Annotated in this window: 26 protein-coding genes; 20 read left to right on the top strand and 6 right to left on the bottom strand. The window is 62.3% G+C overall.

Annotation, left to right across the window (positions count from 1 at the left end):
• Positions 1-22 precede the first annotated feature (22 nt).
• Positions 23-2,518 (top strand): TonB-dependent receptor, encoded by a 2,496-nt coding sequence (locus D0550_RS10050; protein WP_116809048.1) that lies wholly within the window; start codon positions 23-25, stop codon positions 2,516-2,518.
• Positions 2,519-3,131: 613 nt separating this feature from the next.
• Here D0550_RS10050 and pqqE read toward each other — a convergent pair.
• The 5 genes from pqqE to pqqA are packed head-to-tail and all read right to left on the bottom strand — an operon-like array spanning position 3,132 to position 6,262.
• On the bottom strand, positions 3,132-4,259 hold the full coding sequence (gene pqqE, locus D0550_RS10045; protein WP_116809064.1) for a pyrroloquinoline quinone biosynthesis protein PqqE: 1,128 nt from the start codon (positions 4,257-4,259) through the stop codon (positions 3,132-3,134).
• The gene (gene pqqD / locus D0550_RS10040) at positions 4,256-4,528 is read right to left on the bottom strand and encodes a pyrroloquinoline quinone biosynthesis peptide chaperone PqqD (RefSeq protein ID WP_116809046.1); all 273 of its coding nucleotides are present in this window, start codon (positions 4,526-4,528) and stop codon (positions 4,256-4,258) included. The genes pqqE and pqqD overlap by 4 nt, the downstream gene beginning before the upstream one ends.
• Positions 4,525-5,232 (bottom strand): pyrroloquinoline-quinone synthase PqqC, encoded by a 708-nt coding sequence (pqqC, locus tag D0550_RS10035; protein WP_116809044.1) that lies wholly within the window; start codon positions 5,230-5,232, stop codon positions 4,525-4,527. Before pqqC ends, pqqD begins: the two co-directional genes overlap by 4 nt.
• The gene (gene pqqB / locus D0550_RS10030; protein WP_116809042.1) at positions 5,229-6,137 is read right to left on the bottom strand and encodes a pyrroloquinoline quinone biosynthesis protein PqqB; all 909 of its coding nucleotides are present in this window, start codon (positions 6,135-6,137) and stop codon (positions 5,229-5,231) included. The genes pqqC and pqqB overlap by 4 nt, the downstream gene beginning before the upstream one ends.
• Positions 6,138-6,187: 50 nt before the next feature.
• Positions 6,188-6,262: a pyrroloquinoline quinone precursor peptide PqqA gene (gene pqqA, locus D0550_RS37125; RefSeq protein ID WP_116809063.1), complete on the bottom strand. Its 75-nt coding sequence runs from the start codon at positions 6,260-6,262 to the stop codon at positions 6,188-6,190.
• A gap of 167 nt (positions 6,263-6,429) precedes the next feature.
• On the opposite strand from pqqA, the gene D0550_RS10020 reads away from it, so the two are divergent.
• The 7 genes from D0550_RS10020 (at position 6,430) to D0550_RS09990 (ending at position 12,603) form a co-directional block, all read left to right on the top strand.
• Positions 6,430-7,776, top strand: coding sequence for an ATP-binding protein (locus tag D0550_RS10020; protein ID WP_116809041.1), 1,347 nt, complete (start codon positions 6,430-6,432; stop codon positions 7,774-7,776).
• A complete protein-coding gene (locus D0550_RS10015; RefSeq protein ID WP_116809039.1) occupies positions 7,773-8,405 on the top strand; it encodes a response regulator in 633 nt (210 codons plus the stop codon). The genes D0550_RS10020 and D0550_RS10015 overlap by 4 nt, the downstream gene beginning before the upstream one ends.
• Before the next feature lie 93 nt (positions 8,406-8,498).
• Positions 8,499-9,635, top strand: a complete 1,137-nt coding sequence (locus tag D0550_RS10010) for a threonine synthase (protein ID WP_116809037.1) — start codon at positions 8,499-8,501, stop codon at positions 9,633-9,635.
• A 91-nt stretch (positions 9,636-9,726) separates the two neighbouring features.
• Entirely contained in the window at positions 9,727-10,965 is a 1,239-nt protein-coding gene (locus D0550_RS10005) for a DUF3300 domain-containing protein (RefSeq protein WP_161965742.1), read from the top strand.
• A complete protein-coding gene (locus tag D0550_RS10000) occupies positions 10,962-11,903 on the top strand; it encodes a DUF2950 domain-containing protein (protein ID WP_116809033.1) in 942 nt (313 codons plus the stop codon). Before D0550_RS10005 ends, D0550_RS10000 begins: the two co-directional genes overlap by 4 nt.
• Complete coding sequence (locus tag D0550_RS09995) at positions 11,900-12,349, top strand: DUF2780 domain-containing protein (protein WP_116809031.1); 450 nt, start codon at positions 11,900-11,902, stop codon at positions 12,347-12,349. Before D0550_RS10000 ends, D0550_RS09995 begins: the two co-directional genes overlap by 4 nt.
• Positions 12,349-12,603 carry a hypothetical protein gene (locus tag D0550_RS09990; RefSeq protein WP_116809030.1) on the top strand — a complete coding sequence of 85 codons (255 nt, stop codon included), beginning with the start codon at positions 12,349-12,351 and terminating at the stop codon, positions 12,601-12,603. The genes D0550_RS09995 and D0550_RS09990 overlap by 1 nt, the downstream gene beginning before the upstream one ends.
• A gap of 42 nt (positions 12,604-12,645) precedes the next feature.
• Here D0550_RS09990 and D0550_RS09985 read toward each other — a convergent pair whose 3' ends face one another.
• The gene (locus D0550_RS09985) at positions 12,646-13,233 is read right to left on the bottom strand and encodes a peroxiredoxin (protein WP_116809028.1); all 588 of its coding nucleotides are present in this window, start codon (positions 13,231-13,233) and stop codon (positions 12,646-12,648) included.
• 192 nt (positions 13,234-13,425) lie between these two features.
• Here D0550_RS09985 and D0550_RS09980 point away from each other — a divergent pair, with 192 nt between their 5' ends.
• From D0550_RS09980 to D0550_RS09930, 12 genes are all read left to right on the top strand, one after another.
• Positions 13,426-14,028 carry a type 1 glutamine amidotransferase domain-containing protein gene (locus D0550_RS09980; RefSeq protein ID WP_116809027.1) on the top strand — a complete coding sequence of 201 codons (603 nt, stop codon included), beginning with the start codon at positions 13,426-13,428 and terminating at the stop codon, positions 14,026-14,028.
• Between the two features lie 307 nt (positions 14,029-14,335).
• Positions 14,336-14,929 carry an RNA polymerase sigma factor gene (locus tag D0550_RS09975; protein ID WP_116809025.1) on the top strand — a complete coding sequence of 198 codons (594 nt, stop codon included), beginning with the start codon at positions 14,336-14,338 and terminating at the stop codon, positions 14,927-14,929.
• Positions 14,930-14,973: 44 nt separating this feature from the next.
• Positions 14,974-15,519 (top strand): hypothetical protein, encoded by a 546-nt coding sequence (locus tag D0550_RS09970; RefSeq protein WP_116809023.1) that lies wholly within the window; start codon positions 14,974-14,976, stop codon positions 15,517-15,519.
• 89 nt (positions 15,520-15,608) lie between these two features.
• A complete protein-coding gene (locus D0550_RS35895) occupies positions 15,609-15,986 on the top strand; it encodes a hypothetical protein (protein WP_241520778.1) in 378 nt (125 codons plus the stop codon).
• A complete protein-coding gene (locus D0550_RS09965) occupies positions 15,886-17,241 on the top strand; it encodes a tetratricopeptide repeat protein (protein ID WP_241520780.1) in 1,356 nt (451 codons plus the stop codon). Before D0550_RS35895 ends, D0550_RS09965 begins: the two co-directional genes overlap by 101 nt.
• A gap of 203 nt (positions 17,242-17,444) precedes the next feature.
• Positions 17,445-19,028, top strand: coding sequence for a B12-binding domain-containing radical SAM protein (locus tag D0550_RS09960; protein WP_275129229.1), 1,584 nt, complete (start codon positions 17,445-17,447; stop codon positions 19,026-19,028).
• On the top strand, positions 18,956-20,467 hold the full coding sequence (locus tag D0550_RS09955) for a glycosyltransferase family protein (RefSeq protein WP_116809018.1): 1,512 nt from the start codon (positions 18,956-18,958) through the stop codon (positions 20,465-20,467). The genes D0550_RS09960 and D0550_RS09955 overlap by 73 nt, the downstream gene beginning before the upstream one ends.
• Entirely contained in the window at positions 20,464-21,285 is an 822-nt protein-coding gene (locus D0550_RS09950; protein WP_194074845.1) for an SAM-dependent methyltransferase, read from the top strand. The genes D0550_RS09955 and D0550_RS09950 overlap by 4 nt, the downstream gene beginning before the upstream one ends.
• Complete coding sequence (locus D0550_RS09945; RefSeq protein WP_116809016.1) at positions 21,275-22,531, top strand: right-handed parallel beta-helix repeat-containing protein; 1,257 nt, start codon at positions 21,275-21,277, stop codon at positions 22,529-22,531. Before D0550_RS09950 ends, D0550_RS09945 begins: the two co-directional genes overlap by 11 nt.
• Positions 22,528-23,943: a nitrogen regulation protein NR(II) gene (locus D0550_RS09940; RefSeq protein WP_116809014.1), complete on the top strand. Its 1,416-nt coding sequence runs from the start codon at positions 22,528-22,530 to the stop codon at positions 23,941-23,943. The genes D0550_RS09945 and D0550_RS09940 overlap by 4 nt, the downstream gene beginning before the upstream one ends.
• On the top strand, positions 23,940-24,746 hold the full coding sequence (locus D0550_RS09935; protein ID WP_116809012.1) for a hypothetical protein: 807 nt from the start codon (positions 23,940-23,942) through the stop codon (positions 24,744-24,746). The genes D0550_RS09940 and D0550_RS09935 overlap by 4 nt, the downstream gene beginning before the upstream one ends.
• Complete coding sequence (locus D0550_RS09930) at positions 24,743-26,839, top strand: putative bifunctional diguanylate cyclase/phosphodiesterase (RefSeq protein WP_116809010.1); 2,097 nt, start codon at positions 24,743-24,745, stop codon at positions 26,837-26,839. Before D0550_RS09935 ends, D0550_RS09930 begins: the two co-directional genes overlap by 4 nt.
• Positions 26,840-26,865: the final 26 nt, after the last annotated feature.

Here is a 26,865-nt window from a genome sequence, read left to right as displayed (position 1 = left end):
AGGATGGGAAAGGAGTCTGGGGATGCGTACGGCAACGATTGGCACGGCCGCTTTGTCAGCGCTCACCTTTCTGACGGCCGCAGCGCAGGCGGACGACATCATCGATACAGTCACGGTCATTGGCGTCACGCCATTGATCGGCTCGCAAGTCGATCGCAACCGCGTCGCAGCGCCCGTGCAAACAGCGAGTTCTCGTCAGATCGACGACTCGCACGCGTTGGATCTCACGGCGTACATGAACCGGCGCGTGGGCAGCGTGTACATCAATGACATCCAGAACAACGCGCTGCAGCCCGACGTGAACTACCGCGGCTTCACCGCTTCGCCCCTGCTCGGCACGCCGCAGGGCCTGTCGATCTACCTGGATGGCATGCGACTCAATCAGCCGTTCGGCGACGTGGTGAGCTGGGATCTGATACCCAAAGAAGCACTGGCCGGCATGACGCTCATCCCCGGCTCGAATCCCGTCTTTGGCGAGAATACGCTCGGCGGCGCATTGGCGCTGCAGACCAAAGATGGCTTCAATTACCCGGGCTACGGCGTCGAGTTGAACTACGGCTCGGATAGTCGCCGGCGGATTGCAGCAAGTGCCGCCTCTCATTCCAACAACGGCTTGCATTGGTTCGCGACCGGCAATGAGTTGCGCGACGACGGCTGGCGCGATGACTCACCAACCAAGGCCCGCCAGTTCTTCGGCAAGCTCGGCTGGCGCAACAATGCCACGGACGTCTCGCTCAGCGCCGCGTACGCCGACACGGACCTGACGGGTAACGGCTTGCAAGACGTGCAATTGCTGAACGCAGATTACAAGAGTGTCTACACCAAGCCCGACCAGACCAAGAACGAGGCGTATCTGATCAATCTGGTGGTCACGCACAAGTTGACCGAAACGATCGCGCTGTCCGGCAACGCCCACTATCGCAACATCGATACCCGAACCTTCAACGGCGACATCAACGACGACTCGCTCGGCGAGTCGTTGTATCAACCTAGCGCCGGTGAACTCGCCGCGCTTGCAGACGCGGGATACACCGGCTTTCCCGTGAGCGGCGAAACCCAAGCCAACACGCCCTTCCCGTTCTGGCGCTGCATCGCCAACGCGCTGACCAATGAAGAGCCGAACGAAAAGTGCAACGGCCTGGCCAACCGAACTCGCACCCAGCAGCACGACGCCGGCGCGTCGGTGCAGCTGGCATTCACGGCACCGTTGGCATCGTTGAACAATCAGCTCATCGTCGGCGTGTCTGGCCTGAAGAGCAAGGCGACGTTCACCCAGTCCTCGCAGTTCGGCTACTTGCTGCCCGACCGCAGCATTCAAACAGTAGAAGGCCCGGGTGCCTTCGCCGACGGCACTCAGGATTCGGAGAATGCCTTCGACTCGCGCGTCGACCTCAATGGCGACACGACGACCAGCAGCGCCTACTTCACCGATACCCTCGAGCTGTCGCGACTCGTGCAACTCACCTTGTCGGGACGCTATGACCGCACGACGGTCGACAACCTGGACAACATCACCGAAGCCGGCGAACCCGGCTCGCTCACCGCGAAGCATCACTTCAGCCGCTTCAATCCGGCGCTGGGCGTCACATTCAATCCGAGCGAAGCGTTCTCCGGCTACGTGGGCTACAGCGAAGGCAGCCGCGCCCCTTCCTCCATCGAACTGGGATGCGCCGATCCCGAGAACCCCTGCCGCCTGCCGAATGCGATGGCCGGCGACCCACCGCTCGACCAAGTCGTCACACGCACCGTCGAAGTCGGCGCCCGCGGCCAACTGGCCAAGCGCCTCGCCTGGAACATCGGCGTGTTCCGCGCCGACAATCGCGACGACATCCTTTTTGTCGCCGACGACACCTCCGGCTTCGGCTACTTCAAGAACTTCGGCAAGACGCGCCGCCAGGGCGTCGAGCTGAGCGCCAACAGCCAGTTCGGCCCACTGTACGTCGGGGCCAACTACACCTATTTGGATGCGACCTATCGCAGCAACGAAGAACTGCTGGGCGAAGGCAACAGCTCCAACGAAGAGGGTCCCGGCTTCGAGGGCACCATCGACGTGGAGCCCGGTGACCGCATCCCCCTCATTCCGCGACACATTCTCAAAGCGTTCGCAGCCTGGGATGTCACAGAGCAGGTTTCAATGAACCTCGACGTGATCAACATCGGCAGCTCATACGCGCGAGGCAACGAGAACAACCAGCACCAGGCGGAGGCACCGTACTATGTTGGGCCGGGTGAGATCGGTGGGTACACGGTGCTGAACCTGGGCGTGGAGTATCGACCGATGCAAGCACTGCAACTGTTCGCGCAGGTCAACAACCTGCTCGATCGGGAGTACTACACAGCAGCGCAGCTCGGATCGACCGGATTCAACGCGAATGGAGAGTTCGTGGCTCGCCCCTTCAACGGTCCAATCGTCGATGGCGAGCGCCCCCTGCTCGGCTCCACCTTCCTCGCCCCCGGCGCGCCTCGGAGCTACTGGCTTGGCGTGAAATTCTCATTTGCTGGCGACACGAAACGCTGAGCCTCATTCCGGCGGAGATAAGAGCGTCGGTAGCTCGGCGATGGCTGTCGGGGGGCTCGGGAAACTCGCGAGCGTCTTTACTGTTGGCGGGCTTTGCGTCGATGGCTGCCGCATGATTTGGTCAGTGGACGTTTCACCGGCGGTGTCGCTCGCCCTTAACGCGCTGACGCGCTGCGAGCTGCAACGCGCGGCGTCGGTTGTACTGCCAGCGTGCAACGGTTTGCTCGAATGGCGGCGGCGGCCGAGTCACCGTGCTTGCGAACTTCCCGAGACCCCCGACAGCCACCGCCCCGAAATCACGGCTACAACGTCACCAGAGCGGCCGCGCTCTAGCGCGGCCGCAACTGCCGTTGCGACATCGATCAGCCTCAAACTCACAACTAACGGTTGGTGGTCGGAGCCGAGTCACGCGCGACGCCGCTGTGACGCTTCGGCGGCGGCGGGAGCGACCTACCTCCGCCCGGCAGCTTTGCGGTACAGGGACGGGACCGCAACAGCAGGGCTCATCATGGACGTGCGGTATAGGAGCGCTAGCGCTCCGGCCGTGCCCGGTGCCGGGCGGAGGTAGGTCGCTCCCGTCGACGCAAACCACCAACGCCTCTCAACTCCGAGCTCAGCTCAGCGCCCGAGAATTCTCCCGCCGACGAAACACAAGCGGCTTCTCCGGCACGCGATCCTGTTGCGCTCGTTCGACGATTGCCTCGACCACTCCATGATGCGGGCTCTTTGAGCACACCGGATCCGCCGCCGCCGGATCATGCGCCAGCAAATACGCCTGACAGCGACACCCGCCGAGATCCTTCTCCCGCTCCTCACAGCTCGCGCATGGCTCCTTCATCCATCCCTGTCCGCGAAATCGATTGAACCCCTCGGACTCGAACCAAATCTCGCGCATGCTCCGCTCGCGAACATTTGGAAAGCTCAACCCCGGCAACATCCTCGCCGTGTGACAAGGCAGCGCCGTGCCATCGGGCGCGATGGTCGCGAGCGTCGTGCCCCACCCATTCACGCATCGCTTCGGTCGCTGCTCGTAATAATCCGGCACGACGAACAGAATCCTCATCTTGCCCTTCATCCGCTCGCGCCACTGCAGCATCGTCTGCTCCGCCCGCTGCAACTGCTCACGCGAAGGCAACAGATGGTCTCGGTTCAAATGGGCCCACGAATAGTATTGAGTGTTCGCCAGCTCCAGATAATCCGCGCCCATGCGCACGGCCATGTCGATGATGGTGTCGAGGTGATCGATGTTGAGCCGGTGGATCACACAGTTCACCACCATCGGGTACCCGTGCGATTTGATCCACTCCGCACAGCGTTTCTTCAGCTCGAACGTTCGGGTGTGCGACAGGAAGTCGTTCATCTCGCGCGTCGAGTCTTGAAACGATAGCTGAATGTGATCCAGCCCGACTCGCTTCAACTCGCTCAACCGCTCGCGCGTCAGGCCGACACCAGACGTAATCAGATTCGTGTAGTACCCGAGCGTATGCGCTTCGGCCGCAATCTCCTCGACATCATCGCGCATCAACGGCTCGCCACCGGACAGACCCAGTTGCACCGATCCAAGCGCTCGCGCCTCTCGCAGCACTCGCAGCCACTCAGCCGTCGTCAGCTCGTTCTCGACCGTCGCAAACTCGATCGGGTTGTAACAGAACACACATTGCAACGGACAACGATAAGTCAGCTCGAACAGCAGCCACAAAGGCGGCCCGACGCTCGGGGATGTTGTGACTGCTGCGTTCATGATTCCGCCGCGCTGATCCAACCTTGCGCTCTTGCGAGCTGAAGAAAATTCACGATCTCCTCTTGCAGACCGTTACGATTGAAAGCGGACTCCAAGTCCGCCACGATTTCGTCGACGCTGCGCAGGCCGTCGCAGCGACGCAGGATCTCCGCGGCACTGGTGTTCAACTTCACCATGCCTTCCGGATAGAGCAGCACATACGCGTTCTGCACGGCTTCCCACTGCAGGCGAATGCCCGTACGGATACTGGGGCGATCGGCTTGCGTCATGTCTGGACTCCATAGTGCTGACCCATGGCATCGTTCATCGCCCACAGGACGTCGAGCTTGAACTTCAGCACTTGCAGCGCGCGCTGCTGCTGCTCGCGAGTTTTGAAGTAAGCGAGCGTCACCGCCAGTCCGTGATTCACATCGCGCTGAGCCAGCGAGACGCGGCTGCGGAAGTACTGCAACCCCTCCGGCTCGATCCACGGATAGTGCTCCGGCCACGACGACAATCGCTGTCGATGAATGGCGGGTGCAAACAACTCCGTCAGCGACGAGCACACAGCTTCCTGCCACGGGGCCTGACGTGCGAAATTCACATAGGCGTCGACGGCGAAGCGCACACCGGGAATCAACCGATGCAATGTCGACACTTCCGCTCGGTCCAAGCCGACCGCTTCAGCCAAACGCAACCAGGTTTCGATGCCGCCCGGATCGTCGCCGTGCCCATCGTGGTCCAGAATGCGCTCGACCCAGCGCCGCCGCACGTCACGATCCGGACAGTTCGCGATGATGGCCGCATCCTTGCGCGGGATGCTGATCTGATAATAGAAGCGATTGGCGACCCAGCCCTGGATCTGCTCGCGTGTGGCTTTGCCCGAGTTCAGCATCACATTGAAGGGATGGTAGATGTGATACGCCCGTCCCTGCTCGCGCAGCTGCCGCTCGAATTCCGCCTCATCCCAGGCAGCTGCAACATCGTTGCTCACAGCTCGATCTCCATGCCGTCATACGCCACTTCGATATGGTGCGAATTCAACTGCGCGCGTTCCGGCGAATCCTCCACCAGAATCGGATTGGTATTGTTGATGTGAATCAGCACGCGACGGGTCGCTGCAGGCAACCGATCGAGCCACTGGATCATTCCGCCGGTTTGCGATAGGTGGCCCATGTCGGCTGCGTGCTTATGCGAAACACCCAACCGCACGAGCTCATCATCCGTCCAGAACGTGCCGTCTACCAGCACGCACTGGGAACTGCACATCAACTCGAACAGCCACGAATCGATGCTCGCGATGCCGGGCGCGTAGCACAGCCGGCGTTCGGTGCGCAGATCCTCGACCAGCAAGCCAATGACATCACCCGGCTGCGGGCTGCGCGACGAGTACGGCGGTGGCCGGCCAGGCAACGCAAGCGCCTGCCATCGCAAGTCCGCAGTGCCGTCGACGGCGAACCATTCACCCGTCGTTTCAATCCGCCGCCGCTCCACACCGCAGTAGCGCTGTAGGACCTGCAGGATGGGATTGGACGTAGTGAGATCGTCGAAGGCATTGTCCGTACACCACAGCGGCCACGGTTTTGTGGCCTCGCGCAGCATCAGCAGACCGGTGGTGTGATCGATCTGCGAATCCGTCAGGACAATGTTGCGGATGCCGGTATCGCGATACGCCCGGCCCGGCTGCAATTGGGGATTGGCCTGCAGCTGCGTCAGGATATCCGGGGATGCGTTGACCAGCGTCCAGGCGGTCTCATCCGCACCGCGGATTGCGATGGACGACTGGGTGCGAGGACGAGCGTTTAGCGCGCCCCGCCGCACGCCGCCGCAATTGGGGCAGTTGCAATTCCATTGAGGAAAGCCACCGCCGGCGGCTGCGCCTAGAATTCGTATGTACATGGGCAAGGCGAGGTCCCGGGTCGCCCGGCGACCCCGCCCTCATTCAACGATCAACGATGCTCGGCATACATGGTGATTTCCATGCCCAGACGCAGATCGATGGCCACAGGTGTTTCCCAGCTCATGGCGGACTCCTTGTAAAGGGGACCAACTTCGCCCCCAGTCGCACCATGACGCCAGACAGGCCGCCGCCGCTACACGACAATCATGATTCGCGACTCATGATTTTCATGAGTGCGGCGCCTGCCCGCCGACCGTCATACTGCCGGCTTCGAGCCGACAAGGATGGCCTTTGAAACTTCGCACCCACGTCAATCTGATCGTCGCCAGCCTGAGTGCAGCCTTCGTGATCCTTGCTGCGTGGCTGCAATTCGATGGCGCGCGACGCGCCGTGCGCGAGGAAATCGCTGGCGCGAACGTCGTCGCGACCCAGCTGCTGACCCGGATTCTCATCACGTACGATCAACCCGATAACGACACCCTGCTGACCTTCCTGCAGCACCTCGGTCGGGTGCGCGCCCACGAGATCACGGTGCGGGCGATGGACGGGAGAGTCATTTATAAGTCGCCGCCCTCCCCCTACAAGGCCGGACGCGACGCCCCCGCGTGGTATTCCGCGCTCATTCTGCCGCCAACGCCGGTGCACATATTCACGCTGGCCAATGGCTCGGAGGTCCGGATCGAAGCGGATGCGTCGCGCGCCGTGCTGGATGGTTGGGATGATTTCACTCACCTGATGATCATTGGCGGGATCGCCTTCGCGGTGCTCAATGCAGCGGTGTTCTGGCTGGTCGGTCGTGCAGTGGCGCCCTGGCCCATCATCGTCGATGGCCTGGCGCGCATCGAGCAAGGCGACCTGCAGCATCGGCTGCCCAAACTCGAAGGCTACGAGGCCAGCATGATCGGCTCGACGTTCAATCGCATGGCGCAGTCGCTGCAGGAAAAACTGCTCAGCGATCGCAAAGCCATCGAAGCGGAACAACGCCTGCAACAGCGCCGCGAGCTCGACCGACTCATCGAGCAACGTCTGGACGAGGAACGCCGCCTGATCGCACGCGAGTTGCACGATGAGTTCGCACAATCGGTGACTGCGATCCGCAGCTTCGCCGTGGTCATCGCGAATCAGCACCCAGCTGAATCCCGCACCACCGATGTCGCACGACTCATTTCGACTGAAGCCGCGCAACTGTACGACGCCATGCATGGCTTGATTCCCCGGCTCGCGCCGGTGACGCTCGATACCCTCGGCTTGGCCGAAACGCTGGAAGGCTTCATCAAGCAATGGCAAAGCCGCCATCCCACCATCCATTTCTCGCTACATCACGAGCTGCCCGCCGAACTCGGCGACAGCATCACCATCGCGGTATATCGTGTCGTGCAAGAAGCCGTGATCAATGCGGTTCGACATGCACGCCCGACGCGGGTCGAGGTCAGCGTCGTGCATTCCGATTCGCATATCCGCATCCACGTCACCGACAATGGCAGCGGTCTGCCCGAAGACTGGTCGCGTCCCGGACACTTCGGGCTACGCGGTTTGCAGGAACGAATGGCCATGCTCGGTGGCACCCTGACGTTGAAAAATCGCGAGCCGCACGGCGTGGAGCTCGCGGCCGAAATTCCTCTGGGAGCGCACGCATGATCAGAGTGCTGCTCGTGGATGACCACACTGTGGTGCGCACTGGATTCCGGCTGTTGCTGGAGACAGTGGGTGATGTGCGCGTCGTCGCCGAAGCCGACAGCGGCGAAACAGCCTGTGTGCGTTTCGATGAAGACAAGCCCGACGTCGTGGTGCTGGATCTTTCCATGCCGGGCATGGGAGGACTCGAGACCATCCGTCGCTTGCGTGCCCGCGACAAGGATGTGAAGACACTTGCGTTGTCCGCCCACGACGATGCCATTCATGCAAGTCGCGCACTCAAACAAGGCGCACTGGGTTTCTTATCCAAGCGCACCGCCCCGGAAACATTGCTCGAAGCCGTGCGGATGGTGGCCGCCGGTCAACGTTACATCGATCCCAAGCTTGCGCAGGAGATTGCGCTCGCCGAAGTGGGCGGAGCCACGACGTTGGTCGACTCGCTGTCTGAACGCGAGTTCGAGGTATTCCTGCGCCTGGCCAACGGCTCTGCGGTCCCGAAGATCGCCGCCGAGCTGAACCTGTCCACCTCCACCGTCGGCACTCATCTCTATAACATCAAACAGAAGCTGCACGCCGGCAACCAAGCCGAGCTGACCCTGATCGCGCTGCGCGCCGGGCTGATCGAGCGCTAGCGTGACGATGTAACCAGAACGTGACTCGGGGCTTATCGACTTGAGTCCCCGACGCGTGCTCCAATGCGCGTGGTGGCATGAAAGGGAGATTGCATGACGGCTCGACTCTCGCCGAACCTCGCTGGCATTCGCTGCTTCGCCTGCGAGACTGCGCACGACCCGCAGCAGTTGCTGACCGTTTGTCGCGCATGTGGCCTGCCGCTAAGAGTGGATTACGACCTCGCTTCGGTGAAACTGTCGCTGCGGGATCTGCAATCGCGCGAGCCCAGCCTGTGGCGCTATCGCGAGCTGTTGCCGCTGCTGCCCGGAGATGAAGTTTCGCTGGTCGAGGGATTGACGCCGCTATTGCAGGTCGAGGCGAATGTCTGGGTGAAGGACGAGTCGCGCAATCCCACCGGCTCGTTCAAAGCGCGTGGCATGGCCCTGGCCGTCTCCATGGCCAAACATCTCGGCGCGCAAGCCTTGGCGGCGCCCTCGGCGGGAAACGCTGCCGGCGCACTGGCAGCCTACGGCGCACGAGCCGGCCTGCCCGTCACGGTCGCGATGCCAGTCGACACACCCAAAGCGTTCTTCGACGAATGTGAGCTGTACGGCGCCACTATTCATCGCGTTGAGGGCACGATCGCCGACGCCGGCAAATTCCTGCGCGAGCACGGCCCGAAAGGCGCCTTCGATGTTTCGACGCTGCGCGAGCCGTATCGAATCGAAGGCAAGAAAACCATGGCCTTCGAGCTGGTCGAGCAATTCAACGGCGACATTCCGGACGTTGTGATCTACCCCACTGGCGGCGGCACTGGACTGGTCGGCATGTGGAAAGCGTTCGAGGAAATGGAGCGCCTCGGCTGGATCCCTCGCGGTCGTCGACCGCGCTTCGTATCGGTGCAGTCTGCCGGCTGTGCGCCCGTCGCCAAGGCATTCCTGGAAGGCAAGGAGCGCACCGAGCCCTGGCCCAATCCGAATACACACGCCTATGGCTTGCGTGTGCCGAGCCCGATCGGCGGATTCATCTGCGTTCGAGTGCTGCGCGAGTCGAACGGCACTGCAGTCATGGTGACCGATGCCGATGCCGACGCAGCGACTCGAGAACTCGCGAGCCGCACCGGCATCGACGTTTGTCCCGAAGGCGGCGCGGCCTGGTCTGCGTTACAAACATTGCGCGCTGCCGGCACCATTCGCGATCAAGACCGAGTCGTCGTGTTCAACACCGGCACCGGCTTGAAGTACCGCTGAAGCCAGCCACCGCTGCGCTGCGTGTGAAGGCGCTGCGGACCTCCCTCGACGCGTACTGATCGAGCCGACGCCGCCGCGCATGATGAGCGGGATGAACCGCTCCTTATTACTTTGCTTGCTGACACTGGCGACTGTGCTGGCCGTAGGGCAGCCGGCAACGAACTCGCAGGAAGTGCCTGCCGCATCTCCGCCCGCAACACCGCAAGACGCGACTGTGCCGAAGGCCGAGCCCTTCAAGCCCGAAGAGCTGGAGCAGATCGTCGCGCCGATCGCACTTTACCCCGACGCGCTGCTGGCGCAGGTGCTGATGGCATCGACTTATCCGCTGGAAATCGTGCTCGCGGCGCGTTGGGCGAAAGACCATCCGGACGTCAAAGGCGATGCGGTCGCGAAGGCGGTGGAGAACGAAACCTGGGATGCGAGCGTGAAATCCATGGTGGCGTTTCCAGACGTCCTGACCATGATGAGCGACAAGCTCGACTGGACCCAGAAGCTCGGCGATGCGGTGCTCGCGCAACGCAAAGACGTTATGGATGCCGTCCAGCGTCTACGCGCCAAAGCCAAAGACAGTGGAAACCTGACGAGCACCAAGGAACAAACAATCAAGACGGAAGCGGCGCCGGCCGGCGCCGCCACGCCGCAGATCATCGTCATCGAATCGCCCAGCCCAGAGGTCGTGTACGTTCCGACGTACAACCCTACCGTGGTTTACGGTGCCTGGCCGTATCCAGCCTATCCGCCCTATTCCTATTATCCGCCCGGCTATGTCGCCGGCACGGCGCTCTTCTCCTTCAGCATGGGCATGGTGGTCGGTGGCGCACTCTGGGGAGGATTCAATTGGGGCCACAGCGATATCGATGTCAACGTCAACCGCTACAACAACTTCACGCGCAACAACGTAAACGTCAACAACAGAGCCAATGTCAGCAATCGCTGGGAGCACAACTCGGTGCACCGTCAGGGCGTGGGCTATCGCGACACTGCAACTCAACAGAGATACGGTCGCGGCAGCAGCGAGCAAGCGTTGCAGGCGCGAGAGAATTACCGCGGCCGCAGTGGCAACGAGAATCGGGATCTCGGCGGGGGCAATGAATCCCGCGATCTTGGCGGCAGAGGCAATGAATACCGGGACCTCGGTGGTGGCGGGGAAAATCGCGGCCTGAGCAACTCCTCGCGCGATGTGAGCGAGCGCGCTCCCGGCGCAGGCTCCTCCGGCCGTTCCGCGGACGCATTCAAAGGTATCGACAACGGCGCGCGCACGCGAGCGCAGAGCAGCCGTGGCATGTCGAGTCGAGGCGGTATGTCACGGGGCGGCGGACGACGCAGATGAAACATCAAAGCCCATCCGCCCTGCGCATCCTCGCCATCGTGTTGCTGATAGTCACGGCGGCCTGCAGTCGCATGACATCGCAGCAGGATTTCGCCTCCAGCGACGACGCAGTCAGCGCATTGATCGCCGCGGCCCGTGCCAACGACACCAGCGCGTTGGTAAAAGTACTTGGCAAAGACGCCAGGCCGGCCATCGACTCGGGAGACGCCGTGCAGGACGAGAATGCGCGCGAGCGATTCGTACGAGCCTATGACGCCGAACATACATTGAGTGGCGATCCAGCCGGTCCAAGAACGTTACTGGTCGGCAGCGACGAGTGGCCGTTCCCCTTTCCGCTGGTCCAAAGCGATGGCCGCTGGCATTTCGATAGCGCCGCAGGCACGGAAGAAATCGTCAATCGCCGCATCGGCGCCAACGAGCTGGCCACCATTCAGTCGTGTCTGGCTTTCGTCGACGCCCAACGCGAGTACTACATGCGCAATCCGCAACGCGCCGCCCTGCTGCAATTTGCGCAACGACTGGTGAGCACGAAGGGTGAAAAAGACGGCTTGTACTGGCCGACCACCGGCAACGAGCCGCCGAGCCCGTTGGGTGCCGCGTTCGCTCGCGCGCAAAGCGAAGGTTATTTCGAGAACGGTCCTTCCAAGGGCGAGCCGCTACGCGGCTATATCTACCGGCTCCTGACCTCACAGGGCCCCCACGCCCAAGGCGGCGCGTACAGTTATCTGGTCGGTGACCAGATGATCGGCGGCTTTGCGCTGATCGCCGTGCCTGCCGAATACGGCCGCAGCGGCGTGATGACCTTCATTGTGAACCACGATGGCGTGGTCTATTCCAAAGACCTGGGCCCCGATACGCAAAAAGTGGCGCAGGACATCCAGTCGTTCGATCCAGATCCAAGCTGGCAGCGCGAAGCTGCCATCGAGCCAATCGCATGAGCCCGCTTCGACAACTTCTCGCCAGCAGCGCCGCGCTCATCGCGCTGGTTACTTTGGTCGCAGGCTCGATGTCGTATGAGTCCGCACAGGCCGCCGCTTCAGGACAAACTGCCGCCGCCTATCTGCAGAACCAACTCGGACTCACCGACGTGCAGGCGCGAGGCGCTGTGGGTGCACTATTGCTGTATGCACGGGAACGCTTACCGAAACCGCAGTTCGACCAACTGGCCGCTCGCATCCCCAACGCGGAGACCATCATGCAAGCAGTCAAGCAGCAGGGCGTGGTGACCAAACCGCTCGATCAAATCGGCGACTATGAGGAATCGCTGGCCAGCCTGGGCATCGGACAACCGCTGGCTTCGCAAATCGCCCCCACCGTCGTGCAGTTTCTAGGCGCTGCCGGCTTCTCTGAAGAACAGGCCATTCTGTCGGGAATACTGCGCTGATGTTGCGCACAGCGTTACTGGTGGGATGTTTGCTCTTCAGTGCTTGCACTATCGTCAAGCCCGGCAAGGGCGACACCAACACCATTCAACATGATGGGGGCGCCGAGCAGGCCTACGATCTCGCGACACGGGTGTGCCGTCGCGCCGGCCAACAGAATGCCGAGATCATTTCGACGGTGAACAAGGATGCCTCTTTGCCGCCGGGCACGGGCAAGCAAGTCACTACGTTTCGCTGCCTGGCGGCCGGGCGGTAGCGGCGAGCATTGCGCCCGCCGCCGCCTCGGTGCTGGTTACACTCAGCCGCCCTTCAACTTCTGGACGATTTCCAACGACTTGTTGACGTTCTCGACCGGATTCAGACCGCCGACGGTAGCCGCGATCTTGCCATCGGCAGTCACGACGAAAGTCGTGCGCTCGGTGAAGTCGTGATTGATGTCCTTGCCGCGCGTGTCCTTCCGGCCCGAACCGCCTTCACGCACCTGTAGCTCGTAAGAGCGCGCGATCTTGCCGTCCGAATCCGATGCCGTGGGGAATTTCCCGGCGCAGAATTCCGGATCCGCGGAGAAATCGTTGAGCCGCTCGATGCTGTCGAGGGAAACGCCGATGATGCTGGCGCCGGCGGCCGCGAACTTCTCCTGGTTGACGGCGAAGGTGCGTGCCTGCACGTTGCAGCCATTGGTGTAGGCCGACGGATAGAAATAGACCACCACCGGGCCTTTCTTCAGCGCGTCCTTGAGCGAATACGTAAACGGCTGGCCCTTCATGGAGGCCTGCGCCGTGAACTCGGGCGCCTTGGCCCCTTCCTGTAACGCCGCGAGCGCTGGCAACCCCGTGCCCAGTGCCAGCAGACCGGTCAAAAGCAAACCCTTCGAGCTCCTGTTCATGACGACTCCAGCAGACAGTGGACGGAAGTTGCGCATCGTAGCCCTCTGACGCGCAGGCGTCATCTGACACGCCGTAGCCTGTCGAGATCTTCTAAAAAACCGCCGACTCGCGCATGAGTTACGTGATGGCAACCACCGGAACTCCACCATCGCTGCCTCATTAACGTTACTCGTCGAGACAGGAGATGAGTCATGCCCGAGATCAGTAAAGCCAAGGTCCTCATTCTCGCCACAAACGGCTTCGAGCAGGATGAGTTGCTGGTACCCCAGCGGAAATTGAAGGAAGCCGGCGCGCAGGTCGACGTGGTTTCGCCTGAGAAAGGCAAGATCCGCGGCTGGAAGCTCAAGGACTGGGGCGAAAGCGTCGCGGTCGACAAAGCGCTCGAGGACGTCAACGCCGACGACTACGACGCCATCGTCCTACCCGGTGGCCAGATCAATCCCGACCTGCTGCGGGTCAATCAAAAGGCGCTGCAGTTGATCCGCTCGTTCCTGGACTCCGGCAAGATCGTGGCCGCGGTCTGTCATGCGCCGTGGCTGCTGGTCGAGCTGGATGCGGTGCGCGGGCGCCAGGTCACGTCGTATCACTCGATCAAGACCGATGTGATCAATGCCGGCGGCAAGTGGGTGGATCGCGAAGTGGTGACCGATCAGGGCATCATCACCAGCCGCAATCCGGGCGACCTGGACGCATTCTCGGCCAAGATCATCGAGGAGATCGAAGAAGGCAGTCACGCCGGCCGGCGTCAGACGGCGCGAACCGGCAAGGGCGAACAGCGTCCGGGCGTCCACTGATCGAGGAATTGATGTCGTCGGGGCAGACTCCCCGCCCCGACGACATCGTCCCCACGGCTCGCCCTCTAAACTCGGCTATCGCAACGTGCCGGTCAGAACAAACAACAACGAGCTGACCACATGAGTCCAGATCAGACCCAGGATGATCGAGCCGGTCATTTGCACTTCATTCTCATCGTCCACGCGTGGACCCCTCCCTTGGATCGACGGCACCGTTGCGCTCTCCCCCTGACACGGATCTCATAGCCAAACCGTTCCGACGGTAATTCCATGGAACCTTTCGACAGCCTGCTCCGTGTGAGGCTTAATGGAGATCATGGTCCTGCAGAAGCGCGCCCGTCCGTCGCATGCCAACGCGGCAGCCGAGTTCGACCATCTGCTTCGCGAACATGTCCCAGCCCTTTATCGCTCCGCCTATCGATGGACCGGCACAGTGGATCGCGCCGAAGACCTGGTCCAGGAGCTGCTGGTCCGTCTGTATCCCAAGCTCGATGAGCTGCGCGGCCTGGAGCGCATCCGCCCCTGGGCACTGCGAGTGATGTATCGGATCTTCGTCGATCAGGTGCGCCGCGAGCGCAGCTCGCCGGTGCAGTTCAACACCGAGCCCCCGGACGACGGCAATGAAGAGGAAGCGCAGGATCTGATCGATCCCTCCGCCGGACCGGCCGAGTTGCTGGAACAGGAGCTCACCCAGGACCGGGTGCTGGCGGCCTGGGAGCGACTGGGTGAAGAACACCGCGTGGTATTGTCGATGCATGACATCGAGGATTACAGCCTGCCGGAGCTGGCCCAGATCATGGACGTGCCGGTGGGTACCTTGAAATCCCGACTGCACCGCGCGCGGGCGAAACTGAAGGGATTATTGGTAACGGAACGAATCTCGACATTAGATCGTGTATGAAGTGCGCGCCCGCGAGGGCGACCTGAACAGGCTGGGCAAGCATCGTGGACAAAGACGCTGAAATTCTGCGCCAGGCGCTCGAGCGCTTACCCGCGCCGGAGCCGCGTCCGGAATTCATCGATCGGGCGTTGGCCGCTGCGGCCGCGCGCCAGGCAGCGCCGTCGCGTAGCCGGCTGGCGCATCTGGTGTCCCGCTGGGAGACCTGGGTTGGCGTCGTCGTGGGCGCCGCCGCTGCCGCCGCTCTCATGCTCATGGTGTGGCCGCCGCTGGCAACTCGCGAGGCTCGCGGCATCACGCTGGCCTTGAATGAAATACGGGACATCGACGTGCTGATCGATTCCGAGCGCGCCCTGGACGGTGCGACCATTCATATCCTGGCCACCGGCAGTGTGGTGCTGGATGGCTTCGAGAACGAGCGCGAGATCGACTGGCAGACTCATCTCGCCCAAGGCAGCAACGTGCTGTCGTTACCGGTCGTCGCCCGATCCACCGGCGCCGGCCAACTGGTCGCGGTCATCGAACATGGCGGCCGGACGCGTCGGGTAACCATCAACCTCACGGTGCGCGACCGCGAGGCGACGCGGACATGACGCAATTCACGTCTGAGTACTTGCCACACTCGCGTCAGACGATGATTATTGCGCCACGAGTGAAGCACGCAACGTACCTGGCCCTGTGTTTGCTGGCGCACAGCGCCCTGGCGCAACAGCAGTCCGAATCGAAGCCTAAACCTGCGCAGGGGCAGGACGATCTCGACGTGACCATGCAGATCATCGTGGACCCCGATGCCAAGCGCCCCGACGAAGTCGTCCGCCGAATTCCACTGCCCGAGCGCAAGCCAGCCGATTCGTCCAAGCCCAATGCCGACAAGAAGGCCGAGCAGCAAGCTGACAAAGCCGCCAGGGCCGAAGCCAAGCAGAGCGCTCGTGAAGCTAAAGACCTGGCTAAACAGGAAGCTGCCGAGCAACGCGAGCAGGCTCGACGCTCCCGCGCCGAAGAGCGCGAACGCAACCATCCGCCGAAAAATCCGAATCCTCCCGGGCGCCCGCCGCGCTGATTGCCTTTCTTCGCGGCTATGCGCCGCGCCGGCAGTCCTCGCGTTACTGTTTGTTTGTTCCGGCCCCGCACACGCCCACAGCGAAGAGGCCACCAAACAGTTCCGATCCGGCAGCAGCGCCTTTCAGGCAGGCGACTATCAAACCGCACTGACGGCTTTCGAAGCCGCCTTCGCGCAGGGCATGTCGACCCCTGCCCTGCACTTCAATATCGGTGTCGCCGCTTATCGTGTCGGCAACTATGGTCGGGCGGAAACGGCATTCAAGGAAGTTGCCAACACGCCGTCCATGGCCGGGCTGGCCTACTACAACCTCGGCCTCGTGGAGCTCAAGCGCAACGATCCGACCGCAGCCTCGCACTGGTTCTCGCGCGTCGCGACGGCGACCGAAGACAAACGCTTGCAGGAGTTGGCAGCGGCTCAGCTCGGCGATCGGCAATCTCCCGCTCGGACGCACGCCTGGTTCGGCTACGCAGGCTTCGGGATCGGTCACGACAACAATGTCGCGCTGGTCTCCAATGCCAACGTGCTCGGCATCAGCGACCGGGCGGACAACTTCGCCGAAGCGCAGTTCTCTGTGAGCACGCCGTTGGGTGAGTCCTGGCGAGTCGATGGCAGCGTGATGGCGGTCGATTACCTGAAGCTGGACAGCTTCGATCAGATCGGCCTGCAATCGGGCGCGCGTTATCGCTGGCTGTTCGATGACTGGGTCAATGACGCCGGCGTCCAGCTGGCATATACGACGCTCGACGGCTCCGGCTTCGAAACCCGGCGCGCCTTGTTCATTCAAACCGGCCGAGACCTGCTGCCCGATGTTTATATGCGCGGCCGGTATCGCTTCAGCGATATCGACGGGCTCGGTGAGTTCCGCGGCGTGAGCGGCCGACGCCACGAGCTGAGCGCCGCGCTGGACTGGACGCGGGCCGACTGGGCGTTCACTTTTGGATATCAGCTCGAGATCGGCGACTACCAGGACAACTCGCTGTCCGCCACTCGGCAGCAGCTGAGCGTCGATGCCGAATATAGCTTCGCCACCGACTGGACCTTGCTCGCCGAAGCATCACGACGCAACAGCAACTTCGACTCCGCTACCAACGGCAATGAGCACCGCACCGAGCTTGCGCTTTCATTGACCCGGACGCTGACCTCACGTTGGCAGGTATTCGTGCGCTACGGATATACCAACAACGACGCCGAAGCTCGCGAGTACGACTACACCGGCCAGCGAATCTCCGCAGGTGTCGAGGCGACGCTGTAACTGATTTTTCGCGCGTGCGCAGGAAGCGCGGCCGCGAAGAAATTTTCCTACGTACTTTCGCCTCGCGACACGCACCGCGTCCGCATTCATCTCGCGCCCCAACCAAATAGCACCTACGCCGGAACGCACCGGCGGGTTGGCGCGTTCATGGTCTCGCACAACAAGTCAGAAGTTCCGGTGCGAACTTGCCCAAATTTCTATTAGTGGGACCTTATGACCCACATTGCGGGGAATACACCTTCCTGGCTCCGCCGTTAGGTGTATGGCGCTTGGCCGGAGTGCTCGCAGAGCACGGCGTCGAAGTCAAAGTCTTCGATCCGAATTGCTGCGTCGGCCCGCCCGAGCGCGCGCTGGAAAAAGAAATATTGCGCGATACGTGGGACGTGATCGGCGTCTCCACCACCGGCATGACGTTGAAGTTCGATCTGGAGCTGGCACATCTCGCCCGCCGCCTCGCACCCAAGGCACTGATGGTGGCCGGCGGCATGGAAGCGACGTTCCGGCCCGAGCTGATGTTCGATCTCGGCCCGTTCGATCGCGTAATCCTCGGCGAAGGCGAGCGTCCGCTCGTGGAGCTGGCAACACGCATTGCATCCGACCAATCGCTGGGCGGCATCGTCGGAACAGTGGAGCGTCGCGCTGACGGCAGTCTACTGCGCATGCCGCAAGCTGCGATGAACCACGATCAGCTGCGCGCTGCGATCTTCTCGACGCCTTACGAAAACATGCCGTACGAGGCCTATTGGGACCGCCTCGAAGCCGCGTACCGGGTCGGCAGCTTGCCAACCAAGGCGGCACGCGAAGCTGCGTTGGCCGAGATCCGTTCGGTTCGCCTGATCACATTGAACTACTGCCCGATGGGCTGCACGTTCTGCTCTTCGACCAACTTTCTGCACGAAGCGCAAGGCAGCGTCGCCTCGATAGCACGCCTGGATGCCGATGAATGCCTGCTGATGATCCAGCGCATCGTGTCGAAGCATCCCCGCGTGCGCACGATCATCTTTCAGGACGACATCTTTGTCTTCTCCAAGGATCGACGCGTCCTGCCCTTGTGCGAAGGCATCATTGCCGCGAAGCAAGCGGGCGAGCTGCCGAAAGATCTGCAGTTCATCAGTACCAATCGCATCGACGCGATGAATGCGGAGCGCCTCAGCGCCATGCGCCGGGCTGGCTTTCGCGTGCTCGGCTTCGGCATCGAGAGCTTCTCACGCAATGTGCTGACCGAGTTCAACAAAGGCCAGATCCATCGGCACATCCAGCCAATGCTGAGTGCGACGCTCGAGCTCGGCATCACGCCCTTTCTCGATCTGATTCTCAGCTCGCCCCGCGCCTCGCTGACAGACGTGGCGGAGACGTTGCGTGAAGCGTACCGATGGCTGAGACAAGGATGTGAGATTGGCATGTACCCCTACATCATCCCGTTCTCGGGTGCGGCGTTTGCGCGCGATCCGGCATTGCTGCCACATACTCAATTCGTACATCGACAGATCGACGGCACGACCATCGAGTGGGATCAGGCAGCCAAGATCCTGCCCATCGATCCCACGGTCCGCAGCGTCATTCTCGAAATCGAGCGCAGATTCGAGGCCAAGCTGGCCGAGCTGCAAACGCGCGCGACGCATCTTCCTTCGCGCGTGCGCTCACTGGTCTGGATTCTGGTAGGCGTGCCGGTTCTGGCCGAGCATGGCATCGTCGTCGCCCCCGAGCAGGAGGTGTGCGCCGAGCTCGAGTCTCGCCTGCCTCAGCCGCGGAGGACGACGGCGACCCGCGCCGTCGCGATGGCGTGAAGTTCAATACGCCCTGGAGCTTGCTGGCACCCCTTGGCGTGTGCGCACTGCTGGCAGGATGGATTGCGCTGTCCGCCGCCAACCTGCAGACCGCCAGCTTCTCGCTGCTCGTCTATGGGTTGGCGAATCTGATCGTCTACACCGATGCGCTGGATTTCATCCTGCGCTTGCACGTACGGCGCCGTCACATCGCCACCGCACCGACGGAAGAGAATCGGCATCTTTCGATCGATATCTCCGCCGCCTTCCCTACCGGCGCGCGCCAGCTCGTGCCGGTACGGCCATACGCGATCATCGCGTCCATTCACAATCTCGAGCCACTGCTCGATGAATTCATGGATGCGTTCGCGCCCTATCGCGACAAGGTCTGGCTGATCAGCGACGGCTCGACCGATGCCACTGTGCTGCGGCTACGTCACGCCGGCTGGCGCTGTTTCGACGATGGCATCAATCGTCACAAGCCCGGTGCGGTCAAGCGTCTGCTCGAACGCATTCCGCCTCACATCGAAACCCTGATGGTCGTGGATCCGGACATCCGCATCCGTGACAAGAACGGCGGCAGCAGGATCGACTTCGAGCGATTCATTCGTGACTTCCAGCAGTCCGGCGCCGCCGCCGTCTGTCCGCGCGTGATGATCGAGCCCGATGGATTCCTCGCCCGCTTTCAGGCGTTCGAATATGCGCTGGCGTTCCGCATCGGTCGCGAAAGCCTGGCGGACTACAGCATCACGTCCGGCGTGTCCTGCTATCGCCGCGATGCCTTGGAGCTGGCGCTGGCGGAGCACACTCAATCGGTCTATGCCGAAGATCTGCAGAATGCGCTGATCCTGCTCAGTCACGGCGAGCGCATCTACTACGACGGTCGGCTCGTCGTCAGTACCGAAGGGCCCGGTAACGTGCGGCGCTGGTTCTCACAGCGCGTCGGCTGGTACTACGGCTTGCTGAAGGTGTACATCGAGCGCTTCAGTGAAGTCTGGAGCGTCGCCAAGCGCACGCCCTTCGCCATGTATCACTTCCTGATCTATCTCGGCGGCCTGTCGCTGATCGTGCATCCACTGAAGATCGTCAGCGCGCTGCTGCTGGTTCTGAGTTTCATCAGCGGCTTCGACAATCTGTTTCTCGCCAACGTCTTCCCACGCAATGCGCTAATCAATCCGAGTTACTTCATGGCGGCGATCGGCAGCTATCTGGCGCTCGGAGTGTTCGCGCTATTCACCGTCGTGCCGAAACAGGAGCGCGCCTACGTCGCGCCCATCGTGCCGCTGTATCTGTTCTATGCCATCACTCACATCGCACCCATGACGGTGGGCTACTTCAACTGGATTGCAGTCAAGCTGTGGGGTCGCCGCGTCTATCGCGATCACTACGAGCCACTGCCAAGTGCCAGCACGACGTTGCCGCTGGAGGAGAAAACGAGTCTCATGCGGAGGGCTTCATGAACGCGCGTGGCGCACCGGCGCCCGAACAGTATTTGCCCGATCACTACTGGGAGGACCGTGCGCGTCGCTTCGCGGCGGAAGGCGCAGGGCTCGCGGCTGTCTGCTCGTACGGCATGCCGCAGTTTTATAACCGGATGATCCATTGGAGCCAGTATCTCGCCCTGCGTCCCTGGCTCGGCATCCAACCCGGCACACGCGTGCTCGATGTGGGTTGCGGCGTCGGACGCTGGAGCATGCTGCTGGCCGGCCGCGGTGGAATCGTCACCGGCGCAGATCTGAGTCCGACCATGATTGCCGAAGCACGCCGCCGCGCCGAATTGCAGGGCGTGTCGACTCGCACCCGCTTCATCGTTCAGGACCTGGCACACCTCGATGCCGGCGGACCGTTCGATTTGATTCTCGGCGTCACAGTACTGCAGCACATCCTCGATCCGGCGTCGTTGCGATCGGCGGTGAGACGGATGGCGAATCACCTCGCACCGGGTGGACGCATGGTGCTGTTGGAAGCTGCACCTGCGAGTATCGCCGAGCATTGCGACACCAGCGTGTTTCGCGCCAGACAGCGGCGCGTCTATCTGGATTTGTTTGCAGAGGAAGGCTTCGAGCTGCGTGCGATCAGCGGCGTCGATCCGGCGCCGTTCAAGACGTGGCTGCTGCCGCACCTGCGGCGCATGCCTCGCCCCTTGGGCATGTCGGCACTGGCGGCGGTGACGCTGGTTTCCACGCCGATCGACGTGCTGTTCGGCCGGATCGCCGTGCAACGCTCGTGGCACGCGGTGTTTGTTTTGCAGCGTAGCGGAGGCGCCAATGCCGCTTAGCCGTCGATCCGCGGTTTCCATCGTCGTGTTCGTTCTGCTCGGCGTGTTCGTCGGGCTGGGCTATTGGCACCAGTCTCGCAAAGTCACTCCGGGGCAAGCCGCCAACAGCCCGTCCATCGACGTCACCAGCGGCGAGGATCGCGGGCCGGGCTCGCTGCGCGAAGCAATCTTCAAAGCGACGGCGGGGACCAGCGAGGTGACCATTGCGCTCAAGGTGCCGAAGATCACGCTCGCCTCCACTCTGCCGCCGCTGGCAAACGCAGGCGGAATTCGACTCGTTGCCGACGAGAATGGCACGCAGATCGATGGCAGCAACTTGCCGGGCGGCGCCGTGCTCGATGTCTCGGGCGCCAATATTTCCATCGAAGGCGTGCAGATTCACAACTGCAAAGAAACCGGCATCGTGCTGCGTGCCGAGCGCTTCAAGCTGCAGACGACCTCGATCGAGAACTGCGACGTGGGCATTGATGTCGCCGAGAACGCCGATCAACTGCTGCTGGAGCGCAATCACTTCGCCAAAAATCGCGTCGGCGTGCGTTTCGCGGCGTCCAACAAGAATGCGATGGTCGTGAAGAACGAATTCTCCGAGCACCGCGACGCCGGCATCTGGGCCGTGCGCAGCGAGCCGGACAAACGCGGCGGCGCCATTAGCATCCGGGACAACCGCTTCGACAAGGAACGTATCGGCATTCTCACCGCCAATGTCTCGCTGATCGTGGAGCGCAACGAGTTGCTCGACTCTCGCGAAGCGGCGATGCAGTTGATGGGCACCGGCGCCGTCGCACGCGGCAATCGCATCAGCCGCGGCGGAGCGATGGGCATCGTGGTCGAGAACGGCCAGGCGGCGGTGATCGAAGACAACGAGTTCGACGGCCTCGAAGCGTACGGCGTCATGCTCAAGAGCTCGGCGGACACAGTGATCCGCAAGAACCGCATTCACAACAGCGGCTACGGCCTGGCGTTCGTGCTCGGCAATCAGCGCAGCCCGAGCAGCGCCATCGACAACACCATCATCGAGCCGAAGTTCAACGGCATCGACGTGATCGGCGATTCGCCCATCCTGCGCGGCAATCAAGTGATGCGGCCACGCGCATGGCCACTGAAGGTCACGGATTACCAGCCCGAAGGTGGCGGCGAGAAAGTCCGCTCCACGCCCTTCCTCGAGGGCAACAACTTCAGCCTCAACGCCGCGACCGTCGCAGCCGGCGATGCCAAACCGACAGCAGGCGGTGTCGTGCAGCGATGAACATCGGCGACACACAAGTCATTCCAGCCCCAACGTGGATCGATCCACGCATCCATCTGTTGGATGACACGTGGCTGTTGACCATCTTCGCCATCCTGCTGGGCACCGTTGTGCCCTGGTTGCTGAGCTCGCTGGACATCAACTTCGTCGCCGCCTGCCTCGGGTTGCTCGCGCTGGGCGCCATCCATATCTCATTCACGGTGGTCGGCAAGCCGGCGCGCGTCGGCGAACGACGCCCTGTGCTCACGCTGCTGCACATCGCCGGCATCGTCATCGTCGGTTTCATCTGGATGAACGCCGGCGGCCTGCAAAACCCCGCGTTCCTGATCGTGTTCGCATTGCCCGTGGTCGGCGCAATCTTTCTATCGCGCTGGCAGCCTTATCTGATGGCGATCCTCGCCATCGCAGTCGCCGGCGTCGTGGCGCTCGCCCAAGCGCCGGAGTTGCGCTGGTATGTGCCCGGTCTGAACGCCGTTGGCGCGTCCCTTGCGGCCATCCTCGGGCAGCAGGGATCGGCGTCTACGTTTCCTGGATTCTATGCACCCTCCGCCTACTACGCCGTGCTGCTGCAGGTGTTTGCAATTCTCCTGCTCGCATGCGCGGTGGCCGCCGAATATCTGGGCACGATCTTCGAGCGCCTGCACTCGCATGTGGATGTGGCTCGCGCCGAAGCCGAGCGAGGCCAGGAGTTCTGGACGACACTGATCGAAGCGATGCCCTTGCCTGCCCTGCTGATCGACAGCGATACCCTGCAGGTCGTTTGCGCCAGCGCACGAGCGGCACGATTCCAGGACCAGGAATCGGCCAACGGCCGGCCGCTGTTCGAGGTCATTCGTTTTTCCTATCCCGAGATGGTGCAGGAAGCGATTTCCGGCTCGGGCGGCGTGGTGCCTTTGAGCATGATCAAAGTGGGCGACCGGCTGCGTGCGACCGAAGTTCAAGTGCGGCACCTGGCTCAGCCAGGACGGCGCTTCGCGCTGGTCGTCATTCATGACAGGACCGAGGAGTTCACGGCGCACGCCGCGCTCGACGTCAGCGGCCAGGCCATGCTGGTTCTCGATTCGCAGGGCCGACTGCTCTCGTTCAACAAGCCGGCGCAGGCGTTGTTTGCGGCACTCGACAGAGACAGCGACGCCTCGCAGATGCTGTCGTTGGGCGGCATGCCGCCGCGCTGGTGGGAGCCCGGACTCACCGGCCGCCGCAAGATGCACATCGAGATCGGCCCGCGCGTCTATCAAGTGACCTGTTCCGCTACGCCGCTGCCCGGCGAGAACGAGCGCATTTACATCGTTGCGTTCCTGCCCATGGGACGCGCCGCGCTTGGCGACCGTGGCGACATCACTGCGGCCGCGCACCTCGCCGACGCGCCAAAGCATGCCCTTTCCAATTCAACGCTGGTGACACCCCCATGAGGCTTGGATCCGCCGTACTGTGCTTGTCGTCATTGGCGGCAACCGCATCCGCCACTGCTGCCGAAATCGATGCGCGGCCGTACAACAAGCTAGCACTCGGTGGTAGCACCTCGAGCTTCGTCGATAGCGACGCTGAAGGCGGCGGCGGCTCGCTCAGCTATCTGCACTATTTCACTCCGGACTTTCTCGCCGGCGCGGGCGTCGACCATACCTACGTCGAGCGATCGAAGCTGACCTACGGCTCGCTACGGGCGGCCTGGGGTCGAGGTGAGCCATCGTCGCGCTTCATTCTCATAGGTGAGTACTACAACGGTGAGGGCGACGACTATGGCCGCAAGTTCGACTATCAAGTCGGCGTGTTGGCCATCAGTCAGGCGATCACCAACAAACTTTCGGTGCAGCTGGAGACGCGCCAGATCGACATCGACACCACCCACGGCAATCTGCCCAAGCTCGGCCTGACCTACGTGTGGTCGCCGAATTTCGTGACCAATATCTCCTATGCCGAGTCGGTGAGCGGCAATCTGGGCACCGATCTCACCAGCGCGCGCTTCGACTACTACGGCAAGCACGTCAATGTGATGCTGGGCGGCTCGACCGGTAGAGCCAACCCTGCGGTGCTGGTGCAGCTACCCGGTGTCGTGCTGCCCGCCAGCTATTCGAACGAGGGTTTCCTGGGTATCGCCAAGCCCTTCAAGCGCGGCGAAGTGCAATTGCTCGGCGACTACCTGGAGGTATCGGGAGTCGAGAAGATCACCGTCACCTTGAGCTTCATCGCGTATCTAGGCTCGCGAGGCCAATGAAACTGTCATTGCTCAAGCGCGGCTCGCAATGGCCACTCACCTTGCTGGTGCTGACGGTCGTCGTGCTCGCGGGCGCGCGGCTCATCACGCTCAGTGTCGGCGCGCGTGCCGAGCAGATGCGCGCGACGGCGGGCGCACACGTTACGACCTATAGCCGCTCGGTCGAACGGCAACTGCAAACCCTGGCTGCGAATGAGCGCGGTGCCGAGTTGGACCAGTTGCTCTCGAAGCTGCAGCTCAATCGCCTCGTCGACCCCGAGTACGATTTCGAACTGTCGAAGGTGGATACCGCCGGCGGTGCGCCGCGGATTTTTGTCAGCAGCCGCATCGGGCAACTGGACGACGCAATCGTCAGTCGCATCCGCCTGCCTGAAGGCTACGCGCAAGAGCTGCCGGGCGGTTATGTGCAGCTCGCTTTGCGACCCAAGGCCGGTTGGTATCCGGCACGTGAACTGGCGGCGGCCATCGCGCTACTCGCCGTCGTCGCCTGGATGCTCGCGTTCGCAACTCACGATCTGGTGCACAGCCTGCATCGAGCGCGGGACGCCCTCTCACTGTCCCGCCGCCAACTCCAGACGACGCAACGCAAGCTCGTGCTCGAGATCGAGCAGCGCGAGAACCTGCAAAAGAGCTTCGATCATTCGCGCTACCACGATGCGTTCACGGGCCTGCCGAATCGTCGCTACTTCATGGATCAACTCGATCGCGCGCTGCGTGAGGTTCGCACGCGCCGTCGTCAGCGACTGGCAGTGATGCTCATCAACATCGATCGTTTCAAACTAATCAACGACTCGCTGGGTCATACCGCCGGCGATGAGGTGGTCGTGCAGGCCGCGCGACGCTTCCAAAAAGCCACCGCGCAATTCGAGTGTGTGCTCGCCCGTTGGAGCGGCGATCAGTTCGCGATGCTGATCTTCGATGTCGCTTCCGGCGACGGCGCGCTCGATATCGCCGGGCTGCTGCAGAAGACGCTGCAACAACCCTTCGAGCTGCGCAAACATCAGCTCAATGTCGCTGCCCGCGTCGGCGTCACCTGCATCGACTCGGGCCTGCAGCGTGCTGAAGAGGCGGTGCGTGAGGCTGATATCGCCCTCTCGGTGGCGAGGCGTCACGACACGGCAACGGCCGTTGCCTATCAGCCCGCGATGGGCAGCAGCGCCGCGAGCCTGGTGAGCCTGGAAGCGGATTTGCACGTCGCGCTTCAGCGTCGTGAGCTGCATTTGATGTATCAGCCGATCGTGGACCTGCGCAACGATCGGGTGGCGGGCGCCGAATCCTTGTTACGCTGGCGGCATCCGATCGAAGGCCTGTTGACGCCCGACAAGTTTCTCAGCCTCGCTGAGGAAGTGGGCTTGATCGTGCCCATTACGCGCTGGACCATCCTGCAAGTCTGCACACTCGCGGCCGAATGGCGCCATCGCTTGCCGCGCGACCGCGATTTCTATCTGACGGTAAACGTCTCCGCCGCCGCCCTTCGCGACCCCGAGTTCACCTCGTATGTGGAACAGGTGCTCAAGGATACCGGCGTGTCACCGGACTGCCTGAAGCTGGAGCTGACGGAAGGCGGCCTGATGAGCAATCCCGGCGCGGCGCGCGAGACTCTCGACGGTCTGCACGATCTGGGTATCGAAATGATGCTCGACGACTTCGGCACCGGCTATTCGTCATTGAGCTACCTGCAGCTGTTTCCCTTCAGCTACGTGAAGATCGATCGTCCCTTCGTCGATCGCGCCGGCTCGGCGCATGCGAATTCAGCGATCGCCGCCGCCATCGTGCAAATGACCAGCAGTCTCGGCCTGCGATCGGTCGCCGAGATCGTCGAGACCGACGATGCCGCGCGTGACTTGCAACGTATGGGCTGCGACTACGCGCAGGGATACTTCTATTGCGGGCCGCTGGAGGCGGAAGAGGCATTCCAGGTCCTGAAGAACGCCGACAGCTCACTGCCGACCGCGCAGGCCGCCGTCGCCGGCGATGCCGACGACGACTCGCCTACCCTATCCGAGGCCGTCGTGCTATCCGATGAAACTTTGATGCTGCCCGCCGATGAAGTGGCCGAGCAGCTGCGAGAAAAGGCGTCCCAAGAACACTGATCGTTTACGGCTGGCTCTGCGAAGGG

It is taken from the genome of Steroidobacter cummioxidans (assembly GCF_003104955.1).
This window is presented reverse-complemented; position numbering and strand designations above follow the sequence as displayed.

What these genes read in the sequence shown, in the direction of transcription:
- D0550_RS10050 (WP_116809048.1), top strand. Translation starts at nt 23, where the DNA reads ATGCGTACGGCAACGATTGGCACGGCCGCTTTGTCAGCGCTCACCTTT.
- D0550_RS09935 (WP_116809012.1), top strand. Translation starts at nt 23,940, where the DNA reads ATGAGGCTTGGATCCGCCGTACTGTGCTTGTCGTCATTGGCGGCAACC.
- D0550_RS10015 (WP_116809039.1), top strand. Translation starts at nt 7,773, where the DNA reads ATGATCAGAGTGCTGCTCGTGGATGACCACACTGTGGTGCGCACTGGA.
- D0550_RS09980 (WP_116809027.1), top strand. Translation starts at nt 13,426, where the DNA reads ATGCCCGAGATCAGTAAAGCCAAGGTCCTCATTCTCGCCACAAACGGC.
- pqqD (WP_116809046.1), bottom strand. Translation starts at nt 4,528, where the DNA reads ATGACGCAAGCCGATCGCCCCAGTATCCGTACGGGCATTCGCCTGCAG.
- D0550_RS09975 (WP_116809025.1), top strand. Translation starts at nt 14,336, where the DNA reads ATGGAGATCATGGTCCTGCAGAAGCGCGCCCGTCCGTCGCATGCCAAC.
- pqqB (WP_116809042.1), bottom strand. Translation starts at nt 6,137, where the DNA reads ATGTACATACGAATTCTAGGCGCAGCCGCCGGCGGTGGCTTTCCTCAA.
- D0550_RS10010 (WP_116809037.1), top strand. Translation starts at nt 8,499, where the DNA reads ATGACGGCTCGACTCTCGCCGAACCTCGCTGGCATTCGCTGCTTCGCC.
- D0550_RS09945 (WP_116809016.1), top strand. Translation starts at nt 21,275, where the DNA reads ATGCCGCTTAGCCGTCGATCCGCGGTTTCCATCGTCGTGTTCGTTCTG.
- D0550_RS10005 (WP_161965742.1), top strand. Translation starts at nt 9,727, where the DNA reads ATGAACCGCTCCTTATTACTTTGCTTGCTGACACTGGCGACTGTGCTG.
- D0550_RS09950 (WP_194074845.1), top strand. Translation starts at nt 20,464, where the DNA reads ATGAACGCGCGTGGCGCACCGGCGCCCGAACAGTATTTGCCCGATCAC.
- pqqE (WP_116809064.1), bottom strand. Translation starts at nt 4,259, where the DNA reads ATGAACGCAGCAGTCACAACATCCCCGAGCGTCGGGCCGCCTTTGTGG.
- D0550_RS09940 (WP_116809014.1), top strand. Translation starts at nt 22,528, where the DNA reads ATGAACATCGGCGACACACAAGTCATTCCAGCCCCAACGTGGATCGAT.
- D0550_RS09930 (WP_116809010.1), top strand. Translation starts at nt 24,743, where the DNA reads ATGAAACTGTCATTGCTCAAGCGCGGCTCGCAATGGCCACTCACCTTG.
- D0550_RS09995 (WP_116809031.1), top strand. Translation starts at nt 11,900, where the DNA reads ATGAGCCCGCTTCGACAACTTCTCGCCAGCAGCGCCGCGCTCATCGCG.
- D0550_RS10000 (WP_116809033.1), top strand. Translation starts at nt 10,962, where the DNA reads ATGAAACATCAAAGCCCATCCGCCCTGCGCATCCTCGCCATCGTGTTG.
- D0550_RS09985 (WP_116809028.1), bottom strand. Translation starts at nt 13,233, where the DNA reads ATGAACAGGAGCTCGAAGGGTTTGCTTTTGACCGGTCTGCTGGCACTG.
- D0550_RS09990 (WP_116809030.1), top strand. Translation starts at nt 12,349, where the DNA reads ATGTTGCGCACAGCGTTACTGGTGGGATGTTTGCTCTTCAGTGCTTGC.